16 protein-coding genes are annotated in these 17,228 nt (G+C 70.3%); 7 read left to right on the forward strand and 9 right to left on the reverse strand.

All coding sequences use genetic code 11. The features are described 5' to 3' along the window. Nucleotides 1-208 precede the first annotated feature (208 nt). Entirely contained in the window at nucleotides 209-1,966 is a 1,758-nt protein-coding gene (locus IG75_RS0121920) for a hypothetical protein (protein ID WP_030523060.1), read from the forward strand. Between the two features lie 112 nt (nucleotides 1,967-2,078). Here IG75_RS0121920 and IG75_RS0121925 read toward each other — a convergent pair whose 3' ends face one another. Next, on the reverse strand, nucleotides 2,079-2,591 hold the full coding sequence (locus IG75_RS0121925) for a GNAT family N-acetyltransferase (RefSeq protein ID WP_030523059.1): 513 nt from the start codon (nucleotides 2,589-2,591) through the stop codon (nucleotides 2,079-2,081). Between the two features lie 74 nt (nucleotides 2,592-2,665). On the opposite strand from IG75_RS0121925, the gene IG75_RS0121930 reads away from it, so the two are divergent. Further along, nucleotides 2,666-3,292 carry a TetR/AcrR family transcriptional regulator gene (locus IG75_RS0121930; protein WP_063834177.1) on the forward strand — a complete coding sequence of 209 codons (627 nt, stop codon included), beginning with the start codon at nucleotides 2,666-2,668 and terminating at the stop codon, nucleotides 3,290-3,292. Nucleotides 3,293-3,356: 64 nt separating this feature from the next. On the opposite strand, the gene IG75_RS0121935 is transcribed toward IG75_RS0121930, so the two are convergent. Then, the gene (locus IG75_RS0121935; protein ID WP_030523057.1) at nucleotides 3,357-4,151 is read right to left on the reverse strand and encodes a thioesterase family protein; all 795 of its coding nucleotides are present in this window, start codon (nucleotides 4,149-4,151) and stop codon (nucleotides 3,357-3,359) included. 156 nt (nucleotides 4,152-4,307) lie between these two features. Here IG75_RS0121935 and IG75_RS0121940 point away from each other — a divergent pair, with 156 nt between their 5' ends. Together IG75_RS0121940 and IG75_RS0121945 are read left to right on the forward strand one after the other, a co-directional pair. Next, on the forward strand, nucleotides 4,308-4,964 hold the full coding sequence (locus tag IG75_RS0121940) for a GntR family transcriptional regulator (RefSeq protein ID WP_051714798.1): 657 nt from the start codon (nucleotides 4,308-4,310) through the stop codon (nucleotides 4,962-4,964). Continuing rightward, complete coding sequence (locus IG75_RS0121945; RefSeq protein ID WP_030523055.1) at nucleotides 4,961-6,160, forward strand: MFS transporter; 1,200 nt, start codon at nucleotides 4,961-4,963, stop codon at nucleotides 6,158-6,160. Before IG75_RS0121940 ends, IG75_RS0121945 begins: the two co-directional genes overlap by 4 nt. Before the next feature lie 163 nt (nucleotides 6,161-6,323). On the opposite strand, the gene IG75_RS0121950 is transcribed toward IG75_RS0121945, so the two are convergent. The 6 genes from IG75_RS0121950 to IG75_RS0121975 form a co-directional block, all read right to left on the reverse strand. Beyond that, nucleotides 6,324-7,544: an NAD(P)/FAD-dependent oxidoreductase gene (locus IG75_RS0121950; RefSeq protein WP_030523054.1), complete on the reverse strand. Its 1,221-nt coding sequence runs from the start codon at nucleotides 7,542-7,544 to the stop codon at nucleotides 6,324-6,326. A 96-nt stretch (nucleotides 7,545-7,640) separates the two neighbouring features. Further along, the gene (locus IG75_RS0121955; RefSeq protein WP_030523053.1) at nucleotides 7,641-8,114 is read right to left on the reverse strand and encodes an RrF2 family transcriptional regulator; all 474 of its coding nucleotides are present in this window, start codon (nucleotides 8,112-8,114) and stop codon (nucleotides 7,641-7,643) included. Nucleotides 8,115-8,176: 62 nt separating this feature from the next. Further along, complete coding sequence (locus tag IG75_RS0121960) at nucleotides 8,177-8,602, reverse strand: PaaI family thioesterase (protein WP_156059050.1); 426 nt, start codon at nucleotides 8,600-8,602, stop codon at nucleotides 8,177-8,179. 117 nt (nucleotides 8,603-8,719) lie between these two features. After that, on the reverse strand, nucleotides 8,720-10,060 hold the full coding sequence (gene gudD, locus IG75_RS0121965) for a glucarate dehydratase (protein ID WP_030523051.1): 1,341 nt from the start codon (nucleotides 10,058-10,060) through the stop codon (nucleotides 8,720-8,722). Next, entirely contained in the window at nucleotides 10,057-11,475 is a 1,419-nt protein-coding gene (locus IG75_RS0121970) for an MFS transporter (RefSeq protein ID WP_030523050.1), read from the reverse strand. Before IG75_RS0121970 ends, gudD begins: the two co-directional genes overlap by 4 nt. A 125-nt stretch (nucleotides 11,476-11,600) precedes the next feature. Next, the gene (locus IG75_RS0121975) at nucleotides 11,601-12,533 is read right to left on the reverse strand and encodes a LysR substrate-binding domain-containing protein (protein ID WP_030523049.1); all 933 of its coding nucleotides are present in this window, start codon (nucleotides 12,531-12,533) and stop codon (nucleotides 11,601-11,603) included. Between the two features lie 105 nt (nucleotides 12,534-12,638). Here IG75_RS0121975 and kdgD point away from each other — a divergent pair, with 105 nt between their 5' ends. After that, nucleotides 12,639-13,553, forward strand: coding sequence for a 5-dehydro-4-deoxyglucarate dehydratase (kdgD, locus tag IG75_RS0121980; protein ID WP_030523048.1), 915 nt, complete (start codon nucleotides 12,639-12,641; stop codon nucleotides 13,551-13,553). Beyond that, nucleotides 13,553-15,148, forward strand: a complete 1,596-nt coding sequence (locus IG75_RS0121985; protein WP_030523047.1) for an aldehyde dehydrogenase (NADP(+)) — start codon at nucleotides 13,553-13,555, stop codon at nucleotides 15,146-15,148. The genes kdgD and IG75_RS0121985 overlap by 1 nt, the downstream gene beginning before the upstream one ends. 203 nt (nucleotides 15,149-15,351) lie before the next feature. Here IG75_RS0121985 and IG75_RS0121990 read toward each other — a convergent pair whose 3' ends face one another. Then, nucleotides 15,352-16,188, reverse strand: coding sequence for an oxidoreductase (locus tag IG75_RS0121990; protein ID WP_030523046.1), 837 nt, complete (start codon nucleotides 16,186-16,188; stop codon nucleotides 15,352-15,354). 85 nt (nucleotides 16,189-16,273) lie between these two features. On the opposite strand from IG75_RS0121990, the gene IG75_RS0121995 reads away from it, so the two are divergent. Continuing rightward, nucleotides 16,274-17,200, forward strand: a complete 927-nt coding sequence (locus tag IG75_RS0121995; RefSeq protein WP_036514818.1) for a LysR family transcriptional regulator — start codon at nucleotides 16,274-16,276, stop codon at nucleotides 17,198-17,200. The last annotated feature ends 28 nt before the right edge of the window (nucleotides 17,201-17,228 follow it).

Here is a 17,228-nt window from a genome sequence, read left to right on the forward strand (position 1 = left end):
GGTCTGTCGCGGGCCGGGCTCCGGGGAACGGGACCCCTGCCGCGGCGGGCCGCCCCGACCGGGCGTTCGCGATCGGCGACCACGGCGTCCTCGTGCGGCGCCTCGTCGTCCGCTGAACCGGTGTACGGGCCGTCAATAAACCGGGGGCGTCCGTAAGAGGCCTGTCAGGACCCATTCGTGATCGCTATTTCCGGAAATAGCTTGCTGTGTGGGCATTTTCGGTTTCACCTGGGCCGACGGCGGCGCGTTCGTCGGCGGTGCGCTCGGCGCGGCGTTCCTCGGTCCGCCGGGGGCGATGATCGGTTCGGCGGCCGGATCCTTCGCCGGCGCCGCCTGGGGTGATGACAAGGGCAGCGGCGCTGCTCTCGAGGAAGCACTCGTCGCCGGAATCGGAGCCGCGGGCGGGGCCTGGGCGACAGATCTCGCGGGCACACTGCTAAAGACAGGGATCGCCTCGGCAGCCACCAGGGTGCTGTCCGCGGGCGGCGCCCGGCGAGTGGACCGGATCGCGATCAAGGCGCTGCTGCCCTGGAACTCGCACGGCGGCGGACCGGTCGCCGCGCTCGGCGGTGCCTTCGGCGGTTACGAGGTGTCGACACAGGCCCGGCTGCCGGTACAGCTCACCACCACCGAGATCGGGAACGGGGGCTGCCCCGCGCAGCTGCCGAATCTGCGGATGCCGGTGGAACTCACCGGCCCGGTCGGCGCGATGTACCGGGAACTGCCCGGCTATCTGTGCGAGGTCTGGCGAAGTTTCGGAACCGGGCCGCGCACGACCCCGCCCGCGCCGGAGCTGCCGACCGCACTCCCCGCCGGTGCGGTCGCGACCATCGGCGCATACACGGCGAAAGCCCGGCAGTTGAACACAGTGCTGGCCGGGTTCGCCGAACTCGATGCCCGGGCGGTCGAATCGGTCGCGGCCGGTGCACAACGGATTTCCGGTGAGGGACGAGTGGCGGTCGGGACGCTCATCGATACGGTGAACCGCCGGGCGGCGGAGGCGCCACCCTCGGGCGTCTCACTGCCGGTGCATGTGCTGGACCTGCTGGACGAGGCGTTCGGTCGCGGCCGGGAGATCCTGAGTCAGGCGGTGACCTCCAGCGATCGGGTGGCCGGAAGGGTACGCGAACTCGCCGACGAAGTCGAATCCCTGCGCCGCGAAATCGCCTCGCCCCGGCGTGAACTCGGCGAAGAGTTCCGGCTTCGGCAGCCCGTACCGCCCACCACGCCGGCTCTGCCACCCACGACGATTCCAGCTCCCGCGCCGGCTCCACCGTCCGCGCCACCGATGGCGCCCGCTGCCATACCGCCACCGCCACATACCGGAATGCGTGTGGCGGGCAGCGGTGCCGGTATGGGGCCGGTGCGCACAGCGCGGCAGCATGGGTCTGTGGATGCCGGCGCGGAAATGCCCGATTCGCGGCCACCGCTGTCCGGCTCCGGCGGGACGGGTGTTCCGGTAGTGCAGAGCGCGGCGGCTGCGAGCCCCTGGCCTCGGCGGCCCGGGCCCGGTGGCGGCGCGTCCGAACCATCTTCCGGGGAGCGGTTGCCGTCGGCCGGTGGTTCCCTTCCGCATCCGATCCCGGTCCGGACGGTGCCGTTCTACCTACCGGTCGCGTGGCCGGGGGCCACGGGAACGGCCACTCTGATACCTGGTGGCCCGGCGAGTTCCGGATCGGGCGGGCAGCCCGGTTCCGCGCCGGCCGGGCTGCCCGCACCGGCGCCGGGGCGTACGCCGTGGACAGGCGGCACCACTGCGGCGCCCGTACCCGGGTGCGCCGAATCGTGGGAAAGTTCCCACCCGTTTCCGGTTCGTACTACGTACGCCGACAATCGCCGGCACGAACCGCGAATCGCCGAGCCGGAAGAGCGACCGGTGGCTGCCAGGGACGAGCTGGTCGCGGCCCTGCATCAGCCGGAAAGTGGTCCGGTCTGGTCCGGCACGGGCGAGGCGTCGTCTCGATGACCTCTCACCGAAGCCGACCGGCCCTGCCGGACGAGCGGACCGGCGATCGACGGCGATGTAGGTGCCGTGGCACCGCCGGTGGACAGTGACCGATCCCGGGGTGTAGTCCGCCCTACAGCTGCCGGGACCAGTTCTGGCCGACCAGGTCCCGGCCGAAGCTGTGATGATGGTGTTCGTCGTCGAGCTCGAATCCGGCTGCCAGGTAGATCCGGCGGGCCGAGGTGAGCACGCTGTTCGTCCATAGGGTGATCCGGCGGTAGCCGGCGGCGCGCGCGAAATCCAGACAGGTCGTGACCAGCCGGTTGCCCAGGCCGTGGCCGCGGGCTTTCGGATGGACCAGCAGGATCCGCAGTTTCGCGGTGTCGTCGGTATCGCCGCGGGTGCAGAGCACGCACCCCACCGGTTCGCCGTCGAGGGTCGCGATCCAGCCGGCCTCACGGACCGGATCGTGGTTGCTCGCGTAACCGGCCACTATCTCGGCGACGAGTGCTTCGAAGGAGATGTCCCAGCCGAATTCGGCGGCGTAGCGCTCGCCGTGGGCCTGGACCACCCACCCCAGATCGCCCGGCTGCCCGAGCGCGCGGATCGCGAGGACGCGCGCCGGTTCGGCCGCTGTTTCGGTCATTGGTCATTCCCTCCTGATGCGACACCGGATGCCCACCACTGAAACGACTGTTTCAGTGGTGCCAGAATGCACGCATGGTGGACTCGGACGCAACCCCCTCGGCGCGGCAGACCGAACTGCTCGAAGCGGCCTATCGATACGTGCTGGCCCACGGCTTGGGGGAGATGTCGCTGCGACCGCTGGCGGCGGCCATCGGCACCAGCCCGCGGGTCCTGCTCTACCTGTTCGGTAGCAAGGACGGCCTGATACGCGCGCTGCTCGCGCGGGCGCGCGCCGAGGAACTGGCTCTGCTGTCCGCAGTCCACGTGCCCGGGCAGGCGGACGATCGGCTGCCACAGATCGCCGCCGTGCTCTGGGGCTGGTTGGCCGAGCCGTCCCGGCGCGCCCTGCTCACCCTGTGGCTGGAGGGCTACGTCCGTTCGCTGGTCGAACCGGCGGGGCCGTGGGCCGACTTCGCCCGGGAAACCGTCGAGGACTGGCTGGAGGTGCTGGCCGCGGCCCAGCCCGCGCGCGTCCGGGACAGCGCGGAGGGTCGTGCCGCCCGCACCCGGGCGCTGGCGGTATTGCGCGGCGCGCTCATCGATCTGCTCGCCACCGGCGACACCGACCGGGTGAATGCGGCGGTGCGCCGGGAGTTCGGCGACCGGACCGGCGGGCGCGCCGGAACCGAAGCGGCCCCGGCCGGGGTACCCGGCGAGTAGCCGGTGGGTGAGTACCGGCCGACGATACCGGCGGGGTCGTCACGGGCCGGCGTGCCCGACCCGGTCAGCGCGGGCCGAGGAACAAGGTCTGGGTGCTGCGGCCCAGTGGGCCTTTCTCGTCGAACAGCGCGGACTCGGCCAGGCCGATACCGTGTGGCTGCGGATGGGTGACGGCATCGAGGCAGACCCACTCGCCGGCCGGTTGGCGGTGCAGGGTGACGGTCAGATCGGTGTTGATGAACAGGTAGCGATCCCAGTCGAGGACCGCGCTGACCCCGTTGCCGGAATCCGCGGCGGCGAGGGTGCGTTCCAGCGGGCTGGGTGTGGTGCCGGAGACGATCGGGTACTTCAGCCGGATCCAGCACACCGCGGGGCCGGGCTCGCGGAAGGAGCCGGTGACGTAGCGGTATTCGATACCGGTGTGGAATCCCACGGGCTGGGTGGAGGGGAACGGTTCGGGGTCGGGCGTCTGATCGGGGCCGGGACGCGCCCCGGTCGGTAAGAGGTGTTCGGGAATCTCGAGTTCGGGATCGGCGAGTTTGAAGCGCCACGCGGCGGCCCGCATCACCGGACCGCGGTCGGTCGACAGGGTCGCTTCGATCAATTCCACGCTGCGTCCCCGGCGGACGAGGCGGGCGTGCGCGGTGAGCGGGGCGAGGGGGACGGGTCCGAGGATTTCCACGGCGACGCGGCCCACCTGGAAGCCGGGCCGGGGTTCGCACCGTTCGATCACATGAGCGAGCAGCGCGGAGGGCGGTCCGGCGTGCTGGGCGTCGGGCGACCACGGACCACGAGTGAGCTCGGTGGAGAGGAACCGCTGCGGGTCCGCCGGATCGGGCAGGTAGAAGGCCTCGTTCACATCGTTGTCCGTTCGTCCGGTCGGCGGGTTGTGCCGTCTGTTCGCTCTCTGACCGACCGTACCGCCGGGGCGGGGGCATGCCGCGCGGTGGTGGCTCGGGTCCCCGCTGAGTGCATGCTTGCATGCAAGCTTGCATCTATGAGCTAGAGTGGCTGCGTGCGGACATCGTCGTACCCGGCCGAGACGCCCGGGCAGAGTGCAGCGGATCGGGCCTACCGGCTCACCAAGGAACTCGTCCTGTCCGGTGAACTGCCGGGTGGGCACCTCTTCAGCGAAACCGAGATCGCCGGTCGGCTGGGGTTGAGCCGGACTCCGGTCCGGGAGGCGTTCGTGCGGCTACAGGCCGAGGAACTACTGACCCTGGTGCCCAAACGCGGCGCCATCGTCGCACCGGTCCCACCGGGCGAGGCCGAGGACGTACTGGACGCCCGGGAAGCCGTCGAAACCGCGGCGGTCCGCCGCCTGCTCCGCACGCCCGAGCGGGTTCCCGCCGCTGTCGACAGGTTGCGCGACGCGCTCGAGGTCCAGCGCGGGTACGCCGAAGCCGGTGATATCGACGCCTTCGCCGAGGCGGACGAACTCTTCCACCGCACCCTGGTCGCGGCGGGCGGCAACGCGCTGCTGATCCGCTTCTACACCGGGCTCGCCGACCGGCAGCGCCGGATGAACGTGGCCGCGCTCGGTCCGGTACCCGACCTCATACCCGTCGTCCTGCGGCAGCACGACGAACTGGTCGCCATTATCGAATCGGGTGACCAGTCCGCCTTCACCACCGCCCTGCGCGCGCATCTGGACGGAACCCACCGGCGATGAGGCAGGGTGCGTGGCACGCGGCGGTGGCGGCGATCTTCGTCTGCGCCTGGGGCGGTAACCAGTTCACGCCGCTGCTGGTGATGTACCGGGACGAGGGTTACTCCGCGCTCCTGGTGAACGCGTTGCTCGGCGCCTACGTCCTCGGTCTGGTGCCGGGCCTGCTGCTCAGCGGCGGTCTCTCCGCGCGGTTCGGGCGGCGCCCGGTGGCGGTCGCGGGGGTGGTGGCCTCCCTGGTGGCCAGTCCGCTCCTGGCGGCCGGGGTGTTCAGTGTCGGGTGGATCGCGATCGGCCGGTTGATCACCGGTTTCGGGGTGGCCGTGGCCATGGCGGTGGGCACCACCTGGACCACCGAACTCGCCGTCCGGGCCGGGCACGCTCCGGCGGCCGGTGCCCGGCGGGCCGCACTCTGGTTGACGCTCGGTTTCGGCTTCGGCGCGGGTGTCGCGGGGGTCCTCGCCCAGTGGGGCCCGGCGCCGATGGTGCTGCCCTATGTCGTGCACGCGCTGCTCGCCGCCGCGGTACTGCCCGCCGTGATGCGGGCGCCCGAGACGTTGCCGGCCGGGACGGGTGCGCCCGGACGATTCTCCGGTGTGCGGCATCCGCGGTTCCGGCGGGTGGTCCTGCCGATGGCGCCGTGGATCTTCGGCTCCGCCGGTGTGGCCTACGCGGTGATGCCGCAGCTCGTCGGCGACCGCGTCGGGCAATGGGGTCTGCTGTACTCGACCACCCTCACCGTCGCCACACTCACGGTCGGCGTCCTGGTCCAGCCGCTCGCCAAACGGCTGGACCGGACCACCAGCGCGCGAGCCGTGGCGGTGGCCATGTCTGTCATGTCGGCCGGGCTGGTGATCAGCGCGCTGGCCGCGATCGTTCGTTCGCCCGTGCCGGCCCTGGCCGCCGCCCTCGCCCTGGGATGCGCGTACGGGATCGCGCTGGTCTCCGGCCTGCTCGAGGTGCAGCGGCTGGCCGCACCGGAGGAACTGGCCGCGCTCACCGGCGTCTACTACGCCCTGGCCTACCTGGGCTTCCTGTTGCCGTCCCTGCTGAGTCTGCTCAGCCCGGCGGCCGGCTACCCGGTGCTGCTCGGCGGGCTCGTGCTGGTGGCACTGTCGGGAACCGCGGTGATCGTCCGGCACTCCCGGTCGCATCTACCCGCCGCGGCGGCCGCCGAGAAACAGCTGGTCCCGACCGGCTGAGCAGCCGCGCCCGGCCGGCATGCAGGGGGGGATTCCAGGTCTCTCCACGGTGTTGACCAGCGTGAACGCCTCGCGGGCGCGGTGGGTTGCAGCCCGGTATCGTCGAACGATTTCCACCGAGCCGCGACCGGCCGAAACCGAGCGGCTCGGCGCACGGCTCGGTTCAGGGGAACGGGGTGGGGATGTCGCGGAGCGAGAAGCGGTAGTCGGCCTGCCGGAGCAGTTCGCCGGGGTCGTCGGTGGGCGGGTAGATCCACCACTCGTTCACCTTGCGCTTACGTACCTTGGCGGCCTCGCCCGTCGCAGCCACCTGCCTGTCCCAGCCCTGGGTGAACACCGCTCCGGCGGAGCCGAGATCGAGGCAGGTGACGTAGGGCGCCGGCGTGAACGGTACGGCCGGGAGCCCGAACAACTCGGCGGCGGCGTTGTGGCCCGCGAATTTCCCGAGTTGCACCGCGTGCTGGCAACACTGCAGTACCGGGTGCCCCGGCTCGGCGTGCGCCGCCGCGGTATCACCGGCCGCGTACACACCGGGAACTCCGAGTACCCGGAGCTGCTCGTCCACCGCCAACCGGCCCGATCGGTCGCGCTCGGCGGGGATATCGGCGGTGAGCGGACTCGCCTGTACCCCGGCGGTCCACACCACCGTACGAGCCGCGAGACGGGTGCCGTCGGATAGTGTGACGCCGTCCGGTTCCACCATGTTCAGGCTCATACCCAGGTGTTGCTCCACACCGAGGGTTGCCAGGGCTTCGAGGATCCGGGGCCGGGGGCCGGGGCCGAGTTCGGGACCGACCGTATCGGCCCGCTCCACCAGTACGACCCGGATCTGCTCGGTCGCTGCCTCGGTCGCGGCGAGCGCGCCGAGCCGGTCCACCAATTCGGTCGCTATTTCGAGCCCGGTGAAGCCCGCTCCGACGACCACGGCGGTGAAGCGGCCCGGACCGGCCGGCAGCTCCGGGAGACGGCGCAGGTGCGCGTCCAGCGCTGCGGCAGCCGGGAGGGTGTCCACATTGTGGAGCAGTTCGGCACCCGGCAGGGCGGGCCGGACGAGCCGGCTACCGGTCGCGAGAATCAACTGGTCCCAGGGGATCTCGGCGGTCTCGCCGTCTCGCCCGACGACGGTCACGGTCCGGTCCGCGGTATGCACCGCGGTCGCGGTGCCCGCGATCCGGCGTACCCCGACCGGCCCGAGGATCCGGTCCAGCGAGACCCGCATGCGGTCGGGATCGGCCTGGTAGAGGCGGGGCCGGATCACCAGATCGTCACCGGGGTCGATCAGGGTGACGGGTAGGTCGCGTCCCGCCGTGCGGGCGAGCCGGACCGCGCCCGCGGCGCTCCACACCCCGGCGAAACCACCGCCCAGCACCACGATTCCGGACATGTCATCCTCCTCAGGATCAATCGGGATAGTAAATGTCTCTATTGACGGCCCGTGGCATGTCCGGTGCCCGGGAAGGGGGCCGGACCTGCCGTGAGATCAGGGGTTCGCGAAGTCGCGCCGGGTGCGCTCGGCCGCGGACGCCGGGGCCTCGGCGGCGAGGTCGGCGATGGTCTGCGCGGCGAGTTCCCGCCGCCACGCCAGTTCCGCGCGGCGCATGGCCAGCGAGATTCCGCACGGGCGGGTGAACTCCGCGCCCGCGCTGCGACCGCTGCCGCCGCGCTGCCGGATCTCGGTGCACCGGAACGGGTCCACCCCGCCTTCGACGGCGGTGACCACATCGAGCAGGGTGATCCGTTCCGGGGGCCGGGCCAGGCCGAAGCCGCCGCGTACGCCGGGGGTGGAGGTGAGGATCCCGGCGCGGACCAGCGCCTGCAGCCGTTTCTTCAGGTACTCCACCGGCAGGTCGAACCAGGTGGCCAGCCGGGCGATCGGCACGGGCCATCGGTCGTCCAGCCAGGCCAAGGTGACGCAGCAGTGCAGGCTCCACTCGACGCCCTCGCCCATTTTCATAACAGGGATATTAACGATCCCGGTTTATCGGACGCAAGTACGGACTCACACACGAGCGGAAGTCAGGCAGAAACCACCGATTTGGTGACCTGGCCGGTCGCGATCACCTGATCGGTGCCGTCCAGGGTCGCCGTGACGACGACGAAAGCGATTCGGCGGGCACGCCTGGTCAGTTCGCCACGAACCGTCACCCAGTGCTCGGCGGGCGCCGCCCGCACGAACTGGGTGGCGATGGAGGTGGTCACGGCATGCTCGTCGGCGGCCAGCGTCGGTGCGACCGCCAGGTACGCGGCGAGTTCGATGATCGCGCCGAGGGCCCCGGCGTGCAGAGTGCCGAACGGCGTCACCGCCAGGCCGCGCACCGGGAAGCGTACGCCCGCGGCCGGGTCGGCGAGATCGACGAGTTCGGGGTTCAGCGACCGCTGCAGGTTCACCTCGAGCGCCGCACCGACGCGATCCTGGAACGCACTACCCATACCGGAGCCCACCGGGCGGAGCCTAACAGCGGGAGGCGTCGGCCCGGTGAACTCCGGACGGGTCCACGGGGAGCGGGCGAGCGCGCGGACGGGCCCGGCTCCCGTCGGGGAAGCCGGGCCCGGAATGCCTCAGCGGCTCAGCGCGGGGCGCTTGCTGTCGAACTGCCAGCCGGGGATGAGGTACTGCATGGTCGCCGCGTCATTGCGCTCGCCCAGCCCCTCGCGCAGGTAGAGCTCGTGCGCGGCGGCCACCCGCTCCTCGTCGAGATCGATACCGAGGCCCGGGCGCTGTGGGAGAGCCAGTTCACCGTCGACGATCCGGTAGGGATCCCGGGTGATTCGCTGGCCGTCCTGCCAGATCCAGTGCGTATCGATGGCGGTGATCGCACCGGGCGCCGCCGCCGCGACATGGGTGAACATGGCCAGCGAGACATCGAAATGGTTGTTCGAATGCGAGCCCCAGGTCAGCCCCCAGGCGTCGCAGAGCTGGGCGACGCGCACCGATCCCGCCATGGTCCAGAAATGCGGATCGGCCAGCGGGATATCGACCGCCCCGGTCCGGACGGTGTGCCCCAGTTCGCGCCAATCGGTGGCGATCATATTGGTCGCCGTCGGCAGGCCGGTGGCCCGTTTGAACTCGGCCATCACCTCCCGGCCGGAGAACGACCCCTCCGGGCCGACCGGGTCCTCGGCATAGGCGAGGACATCGGTGAGTTCCCGGCACAGCGGTACCGCTTCGCGCAGTAGCCAGCCACCGTTGGGGTCGAGGGTGATCCGGGCATCCGGGAACTCCTCGGCGAGGGCGCGCACCGCGACGGCCTCCTCGGGCCCCGGCAGCACACCGCCCTTCAGCTTGAAATCGCGGAAACCGTAGCGTGCGCGCGCGGCCCGGGCCAGGGCCACCACCGAATCCGGGGTGAGGGCCTGTTCGTGGCGCAGGCGCATCCACTCGTCGGCGTCCGCGGGTTCGTCGGTACCGGACCTGTAGGGGAGGTCGGTGCGCGTGCGGTCACCGACGAAGAAGAGATAGCCGAGTGCGGGCACCCGGTCCCGCTGCACGCCCTCGCCGAGCAGGGCCGCGACCGGAACCTCCAGATGCTGCCCGAGCAGGTCGAGCAGCGCCGATTCGACCGCCGTCACCGCGTGCACCGTGACCCGCAGATCGAAGGTCTGGTTTCCCCGCCCGCCCTCATCGCGGGCGGCGAAGGTACGCCGGATATCGGTGAGAACGGCGTGGTACTCACCGACGCCGCGGCCGATCACCAGTTCCCGGGCGTCGGTGAGCGTGGTGCGGATCCGCTCGCCGCCGGGCACCTCGCCGACCCCGGTGCGACCATCCGAATCGGTGAGGATCACCAGGTTGCGGGTGAAGTGGGGGGCGTGCGCGCCGCTGAGGTTGAGCAGCATGCTGTCGTGGCCGGCAATGGGCACGACGCGCATCTCGGTGACGCGGGGGGTGCGGGTGGTCATGAACGCTTCTCCAGAGTGGTGACTGCGGCGGTGCCGGCGGGGGCTGGGGTGGCCGCCGGGACCGAACGGGTGCCGGCGGTATCGGTGTCCGCGGTGACCGGCGTGGCGGTGTCGCTGTTCGCTCCGTGCGATCGGCGGATGAGCAGGACCGAGGCGGCGGCGAGTACGGAGGCGGCGGCGAGGGCGTACAGACCCCAGGTGACCTCACCGGTGGCCGATTTGATCAGGCCGAATCCGTACGGGGCCACGAAACCGCCGAGGTTGCCGAGGGAGTTGATGATGGCGATGGCGGGCGCCAGGACCAGCGGATGCAGTCCGGACTGGGGGATGGACCAGAACAGCGGGCTGGCGCTCTTGAAGCCCATGGCGGCAACGCACAGGAAGACCAGGGCGAGCCACGGGGACGCGATCGCGGCGAGGTAGGTGCCGACCGCTGCGGTGAGCAGCGCGATGATGAGTAGGGGCCGGCGGTTGCCGGTGCGGTCGCCGATGCGCGCCGAGGCGTACATGGCGACCACCGCGCAGATCCAGGGCAGCGAGGAGAGCAGGCCGACGGTTATATCGTTCACGCCGTCGATCCGGCGGATGATCGAGGGCAGCCAGAAAGTGTTCGCGTAGATGGACAGCTGAATGGCGAAGTAGATCCAGCAGAAGAGCAGCAGCTTCGGATCGAGCAGCATGCGCCACCGGGAGGCCCGATGCGAGACCCCGGAGTTGGCGGCCTTGTCGATCTCCTCGGCGGAAATGGTGTCGACGAGGGCTTTCTTCTCGCCCGCGGTCAGCCATTTCGCATCCTTGATATGGGAATCGAGGAAGAAGAAGGCGATGACGCCGACGATCACCGATACCGCGCCCTCGATGCCGAACAGCCATTGCCATCCGTGCAGTCCGAGGGCGTCGTCGAGCGAAAGCAGCGGACCGGACAGCGGTCCGGAGATGGCCGCGGCCACCGACGATCCGGCGACGAACAGCGCCGTGGCCCGGCCGCGGTGGCTGTTGGGAAGCCATTTGGCCAGGTAGAAAATGACCGCGGGGAAGAACCCGGCCTCCGCCGCACCGAGCAGGAAGCGCAGTACGTAGAATATGGTCGCGTTCTGGACGAACATCATGGCGGCCGAGACGAGCCCCCAGCTGACCATGATGCGGGTGAGCCAGATGCGTGCCCCGTACTTTTCCATCATCACATTGCTCGGCAATTCGAACAGTGCGTAGGCGATGAAGAAGACGCCTGCCCCGAAGCCGTAGGCGGCGGCGCCGATGCCGACGTCGGCCTCCAGGTATTCGCGGGCGTAGCCGATATTCGAGCGGTTGATCTGGTTGCAGATCAACATGATGATGAACAGCGGTACGACGCGTCGAAAGAACTTCGACACGGCCATTTCCAGTTCCGCAGTCGGCTGCCGAGTGAACGACATCGTCCACTCCTTTCGGTCGAACCACCACCGCGCTACGCAGTGCCGTGGGAATACGTCTGAGGCCCGGTGACTCGCCTCACAAGCACTGAATGTAAAGACCTCGGGTGATTCCGGTCCAACACCAATTACGGATGAATAAATACAGGAAAGGTATCGGAGGCGGCGGGGGTGCTTTCGCCTGCCTCCGTCAATTCCGTCATCAGCCGGGTGAAGGCCGGGTTCTCGTTGCCGTGGCGCCACACCAGATCCAGCTCCACCTGGGTCCGCACCCCCTCCAGCGGGCGGTAGACCACCTGGTCGAACCGCATACCGGTGGCCGATTCGGGCACCAGCGCCACGCCCCAGCCCAGATTCACCAGCGCCAGGATGCTGTGGATCTGGGTCATGTACTGCGTGATCACCGGGATCACGGCCGCCGCGTGCAGCACGGTGGTGATCAGATCGTGGAAGTACCGTGCCTCGACCGGCGCGTGCATCACCATCTCCACGCCGTGCAGTGCGGTCACCGGGATCGGTCCCGTCTCGGCCGCCAGCGCGTGGTCCGCGGGCAGCGCCGCGATCAGTCCCTCGCGCACGAAGGTGCGGGTCGTCAGGTCCGGCCGGGTGATCGGCGGCCGGACCATGCCCAGATCGAGTGCTCCCTCCGAGAGCGCCTCCACCTGGTCCATGGTCACCATTTCGCGCAGTTCCACATCGACATCGGGTAGCGCCGTCCGGGCCGCGGCGAGCACTCGCGGCAACCCGGAGTGCACGCTCGCCCCGGTGAATCCCAGGCGCAGCACGCCTCCGGTTCCGGCCGAGACCCGGCGCACCGCGAGGGTGGCCCGCTCGGCCTGCTGGAGCAGCCGCCGGGCGTCGAGGAGGAAGGCGCGACCGGCGCGGGTGAGCTTCACGGTGCGATTGGATCGGTCGAACAGTTCCGCGCCGACCTCCTTCTCCAGGAGCTGGATCTGCCGGCTCAGTGGCGGCTGCGTCATCCGAAGGCGTTCCGCCGCCCGGCCGAAGTGCAGCTCCTCGGCCACGGCGACGAAATGGGTGAGCTGGACAAAAGTGAACATCCGATACCGACCTTGTATTGATAGATATGTAATCAGTGTTGGACGTGAATCATAGGGCTTCCTAGGGTGAGGGCAGCAGGTCACCCTCGAACAGGAGCGCACGCCATGACCACTGCCCCTCCCCAGGAAATCGCCCGGAAGCTGGGCTCCGGCCTTCTGTCCTTCCCGGTCACCCACCTGCGCGCCGACGGCTCGTTCGACGAGGCCGCCTATCGGGACAACATCGCCTGGCTCGGCCAGTACGACGCGTCCGGTCTGTTCGCCGCGGGCGGCACCGGCGAATTCTTCTCCCTCACCCCGGCCGAGGTCGAACAGGTGGTGACCGCCGCTGTACAAGAGGCGCCGGACGGACTGCCGGTCATCGCCCCCGCCGGATACGGCACCGCGACCGCCGTCGAGATGGCGCGCGCCGCGGAGCGCGCCGGCGCGAGCGGCATCCTGCTGCTGCCGCCCTACCTCACCGAGGCGAGCCAGGAGGGCCTGGTCGACCATGTGCGTCAGGTCTGCGCAGCCACCGAGCTGGGCGTCGTCATCTACTCGCGCGCCAACGCCGCCTACTCCGAATCCGCCGTCGCCGAGCTCGCCGAGCGCTGCCCCAACCTGATCGGGTTCAAGGACGGTATCGGCAATATCGAACAGATGACCCGGATCTACGCCGGGGTCGGCGACCGGCTCATCTACGTCGGCGGCCTGCCCACCGCGGAGATGTTCGCGCTGCCGTACCTGGCGCTGGGCGTGACCACCTATTCCTCGGCGATCTACAACTTCGTCCCGGAGTTCGCGCTCGACTTCTACCGCGCCCTGCGCCGCGGCGACACCACCTTCGTGCTGAACGCGCTGAACGAATTCGTGATCCCGTACTGCGACCTGCGCAATCGCAAACCCGGCTACGCAGTGAGCATCATCAAGGCGGGGATGAAGGTCATGGGCCGCCCGGCGGGCCCGGTGCGCAGCCCGCTGACCGATCTCGACGAGACCGAACTCGCCGAACTGGCCGATCTCGTGAAGAAGGTGAGCTGATGACCAGTACCGAAACCGAACACCTCACCGGCGCGAACCTGCTCGGTGGCATCGAAGTTCCCGGCACCACCGGTGCTTTCCGTGCGGTGAACCCGGCGACCGGCGCCACGCTCGAACCGGAGTTCCACGAAGCCGACGCCGCCACCGTCGCGCGGGCCGCGACCGCGGCATGGTCGGCCTTCGCGGAATATCGCGCCACCGACCTCACCCGGCGCGCCGCGTTCCTGGACGGTATCGCCACCGAGATCGAGAACCTCGGGGAGGCCCTGGCGCAGCGGGCGATCGCCGAATCCGGCCTGCCGGAGGCGCGTATCCGCGGCGAGATCGGCCGCACCACCGGGCAGTTGCGGCTGTTCGCCGAGGTGGTGCGGGAGGGCAGCTGGACCGGCGCCCGTCTCGACCGGCCCGATCCGGCACGGACGCCGCTGCCGAAACCCGATCTACGCCAGCGCCGTATCCCGGTGGGACCGGTGGCGGTCTTCGCCGCCAGCAACTTCCCGCTGGCCTTCTCCGTCGCGGGCGGTGACACCGCCTCCGCGCTCGCGGCGGGCGCCCCGGTGGTCGTCAAGGCGCATCCGTCCCATCCCGGCACCTCCGAACTGGTGGCGCGCGCGGTGCTCGCGGCAGTCCGGGCGCACGATCTGCCGGAGGGGACCTTCGCGCTGGTGCACGGTGGTGTGGAAACCGGCCTCGCGCTGGTCCGCGATCCGCATATCCGCGCGGTGGGCTTCACCGGGTCCCGGCAGGGCGGTCTGGCGCTGGCCGCGGCCGCCGCGGCCCGGCCGGTACCGATCCCGGTGTACGCCGAAATGTCCAGCGTGAACCCGGTGTTCGTGCTGCCGGACGCGCTGGCCGAACGCGGCGCGAGCCTGGGCGCGGAATTCGTCGCCTCGCTGACCACCGGCGTCGGGCAGTTGTGCACCAGCCCGGGTCTGGTCTTCCTGGCCGACGGGCCCGGCGCCGACGAATTCGTGGCGGCGGCCACCGAGGCGATCGGTGCGGCCTCCGGTGCGCCCATGCTGAACAAGGGGATCGCGGCGTCGTTCACCGCCGGTGTCGAGCGCCTGACCGGCGCCGCGGGAGTGCGGCTGGCCGCCACCGGGACCGCGGGCGCGACGAGTTGTTCCGGCGATCCGCATCTGTTCGTCACCACCGCCGAGCGTTTCCGGGCCGACCGCGCACTCCAGGACGAGGTGTTCGGGCCGAGTTCGATCATCGTGCGCGCCGCCGATACCGCGGAACTGCTGGCGCTGGCCGGTGAGCTGGAGGGCCAGCTCACGGCCACCGTGCACGCCACCGCTGCCGACCGGGAGATCGCCCGGCCGCTGCTCGGGGAACTGGAGCTGATCGCGGGCCGGGTGCTCTTCGACGGCTGGCCCACCGGTGTCGAGGTCGGGCACGCGGTGGTGCACGGCGGTCCCTTCCCGGCGACCACGGCCCCGGCCACCACCTCGGTGGGGACTCTCGCCATCGAACGTTTTCTGCGTCCGGTGAGTTACCAGAATGTGCCGGAGGAACTGCTTGCCGACGAGATCCGGACGGAGAACCCGCTCGGGATCTGGCGTCGGGTGGACGGGACGGTCACGCGGGACTGATCCCGCGGGTGCCGAGCGGAGTCCGCCCCTCGTTCCCGGATTCGGGGCGGGTTCTGTACCCGATCGGGGCGGACCGGCGGCGCGGGAACACCCGCCCCGGTCCACCTATCGGCTGCGACCGGTGTATGTGAGCGGGCTATCACCGACGAGTGCCGCGCCATCCGGGGTGCCGGGTTTCTCGCCGTGCACTCTCGGGCGGAAGCTCAATCGAAAGCCGTGGCCCGGGTGACCTTTTCCCATTCCGTGACCTCGGCGCGCACCGCGTCGAGATGGTTCAGTATCCCGTCCACGGCATCCTCGCCCAGCGGCAGGCGCCGGGGTGTGTGTTCGGCGTCCAGTGCGGCCCGGATGGCGGCGGCCGCCTTGGCGGGGTCGCCGGGCTGGGCACCGTCGCCGGTCTCCACCATGCGCCGGGTGGCGCCCGCCGTTTCGGCGTAGACCTCGTTCTCGGCGCTGAAATAGGCCGCTCCGGGCCCGAAGAGCCCGGTGCGGAACGCGCCCGGTTCGACGACCAGAACATCGATCCCGAACGGCGCGACCTCCGCGGCCAGCGCCTCGGCGAACCCTTCCAGCGCGAATTTGGTGGCGCTGTAGGCGGAGAAGCCCGCGAACGACAGCTGCCCGCCGACGCTGCTCATCATGACGATCGCGCCGGACCGCTGGGCGCGCATCTGCGGTAGCACCGCGCGGGTGAGCGCGGCGGGTCCGAAGAAGTGCAGGTCGAACAGGTCGCGCAGTTCGCGGTCGGTGGTTTCCTCGACCGCGCCCACCTGGGTGCGGCCCGCATTGTTGACCAGCACATCGATCCGGCCGTAGCGGGCGACGATATCGGCGACCGCCGTCTCGATGCGCTCGGTATCGGTGACATCGAGCGCCAGCGCTTCCACCTGGTCGGGGTGGGCGGCGACGAGGTCGTCGAGGGCGGCGGTGCGGCGTGCCACCGCGATGACGGTATCGCCGGCCTCGATCGCCGCCCGGGTGATTGCGCGGCCGAAGCCGCTGCTCGCTCCGGTCACCAGCCAGATCTTCGGATTGCTCACTGCGTTCTCCTCGGTTCGTGTGACGAGAAAGATCTTGATCTCGCGCCGAGATGATGTCCAAGACCGGCTGTGATAACCGTTGGTTATGGACGTGCACGGACGGGACCTGCGCTACTTCGCGGCGGTCGCCGAGCAGCTGAATTTCACCCGCGCCGCCGAGAGCCTGTTCGTCTCCCAGCCCGCGCTGAGCAAGCAGATCCGGGCGCTCGAACAGCAATTGGGCGCGCCGCTGTTCGATCGGGACGGGCGTTCGGTGCGGCTCACTCCGGTGGGGGAGGCGCTGCTACCGCATGCGCGGCGGCTGCTGGCCGCGTGGGCTGCGGCGCATATCGATGTGGAAGCCGCCAAGGCCGGCCAACGGGCCACCCTGGCCATCGGCATCAGTACCAGTCCGGGGCGTGGCCTGCTCCCGGCGGTGCGGGCCCGATTCGCGGCGGCCCATCCCGCCGCCAAACCCGTCCTGCGCCAGATCGGCTGGCTCGATCCGACCGCCGGGCTGGCCGATGGATCCACCGATGTGGCGTTCGTCTGGCTGCCGCTGGCCGGTGCCGACCGGTACGAATGGGTGGTGGTGGCGCGCGAACCGCGGGTGGTCGCGCTGCCCGAATCCCATCGCCTCGCCCGTTGCGACGTCGTGGCATTCGCGGAGCTGCTGGACGAACCGTTCCTGGCACTCCCGGAATCGGCCCGGACGCTGCGGGACTATTTCCTCGCCATCGACGAGCGCGGCGGCCGGCCCCCGATCATCGGCGGTGAGATCTCGAGTACCGAGGAGACCTACGAAGCGGTGCGCGGCGGTGACGGGGTGGTGTTGCTGGCGGCGGGGAACGCGCCGCTGGTCGCCCACGAGGGCGTGGTGGTGCGGCCGGTCCACGGGGTGAGCCCGAGTGAGCTGGCCCTGGCCTGGCGGCGTGACGATATCCGGCCGTTGGTGCGCGGTTATGTGGAGGCGTGCCGGTCCGCTCTCGCCGGGACGGCCGGGTCCGGTGGATCTGCCTCGGAAATAAAGTAGAACGTGTTATAGTTTTCGCGGTTTGCGA

This window comes from Nocardia rhamnosiphila NBRC 108938, from assembly GCF_000720425.1.
Lineage (GTDB): Bacteria > Actinomycetota > Actinomycetes > Mycobacteriales > Mycobacteriaceae > Nocardia > Nocardia rhamnosiphila.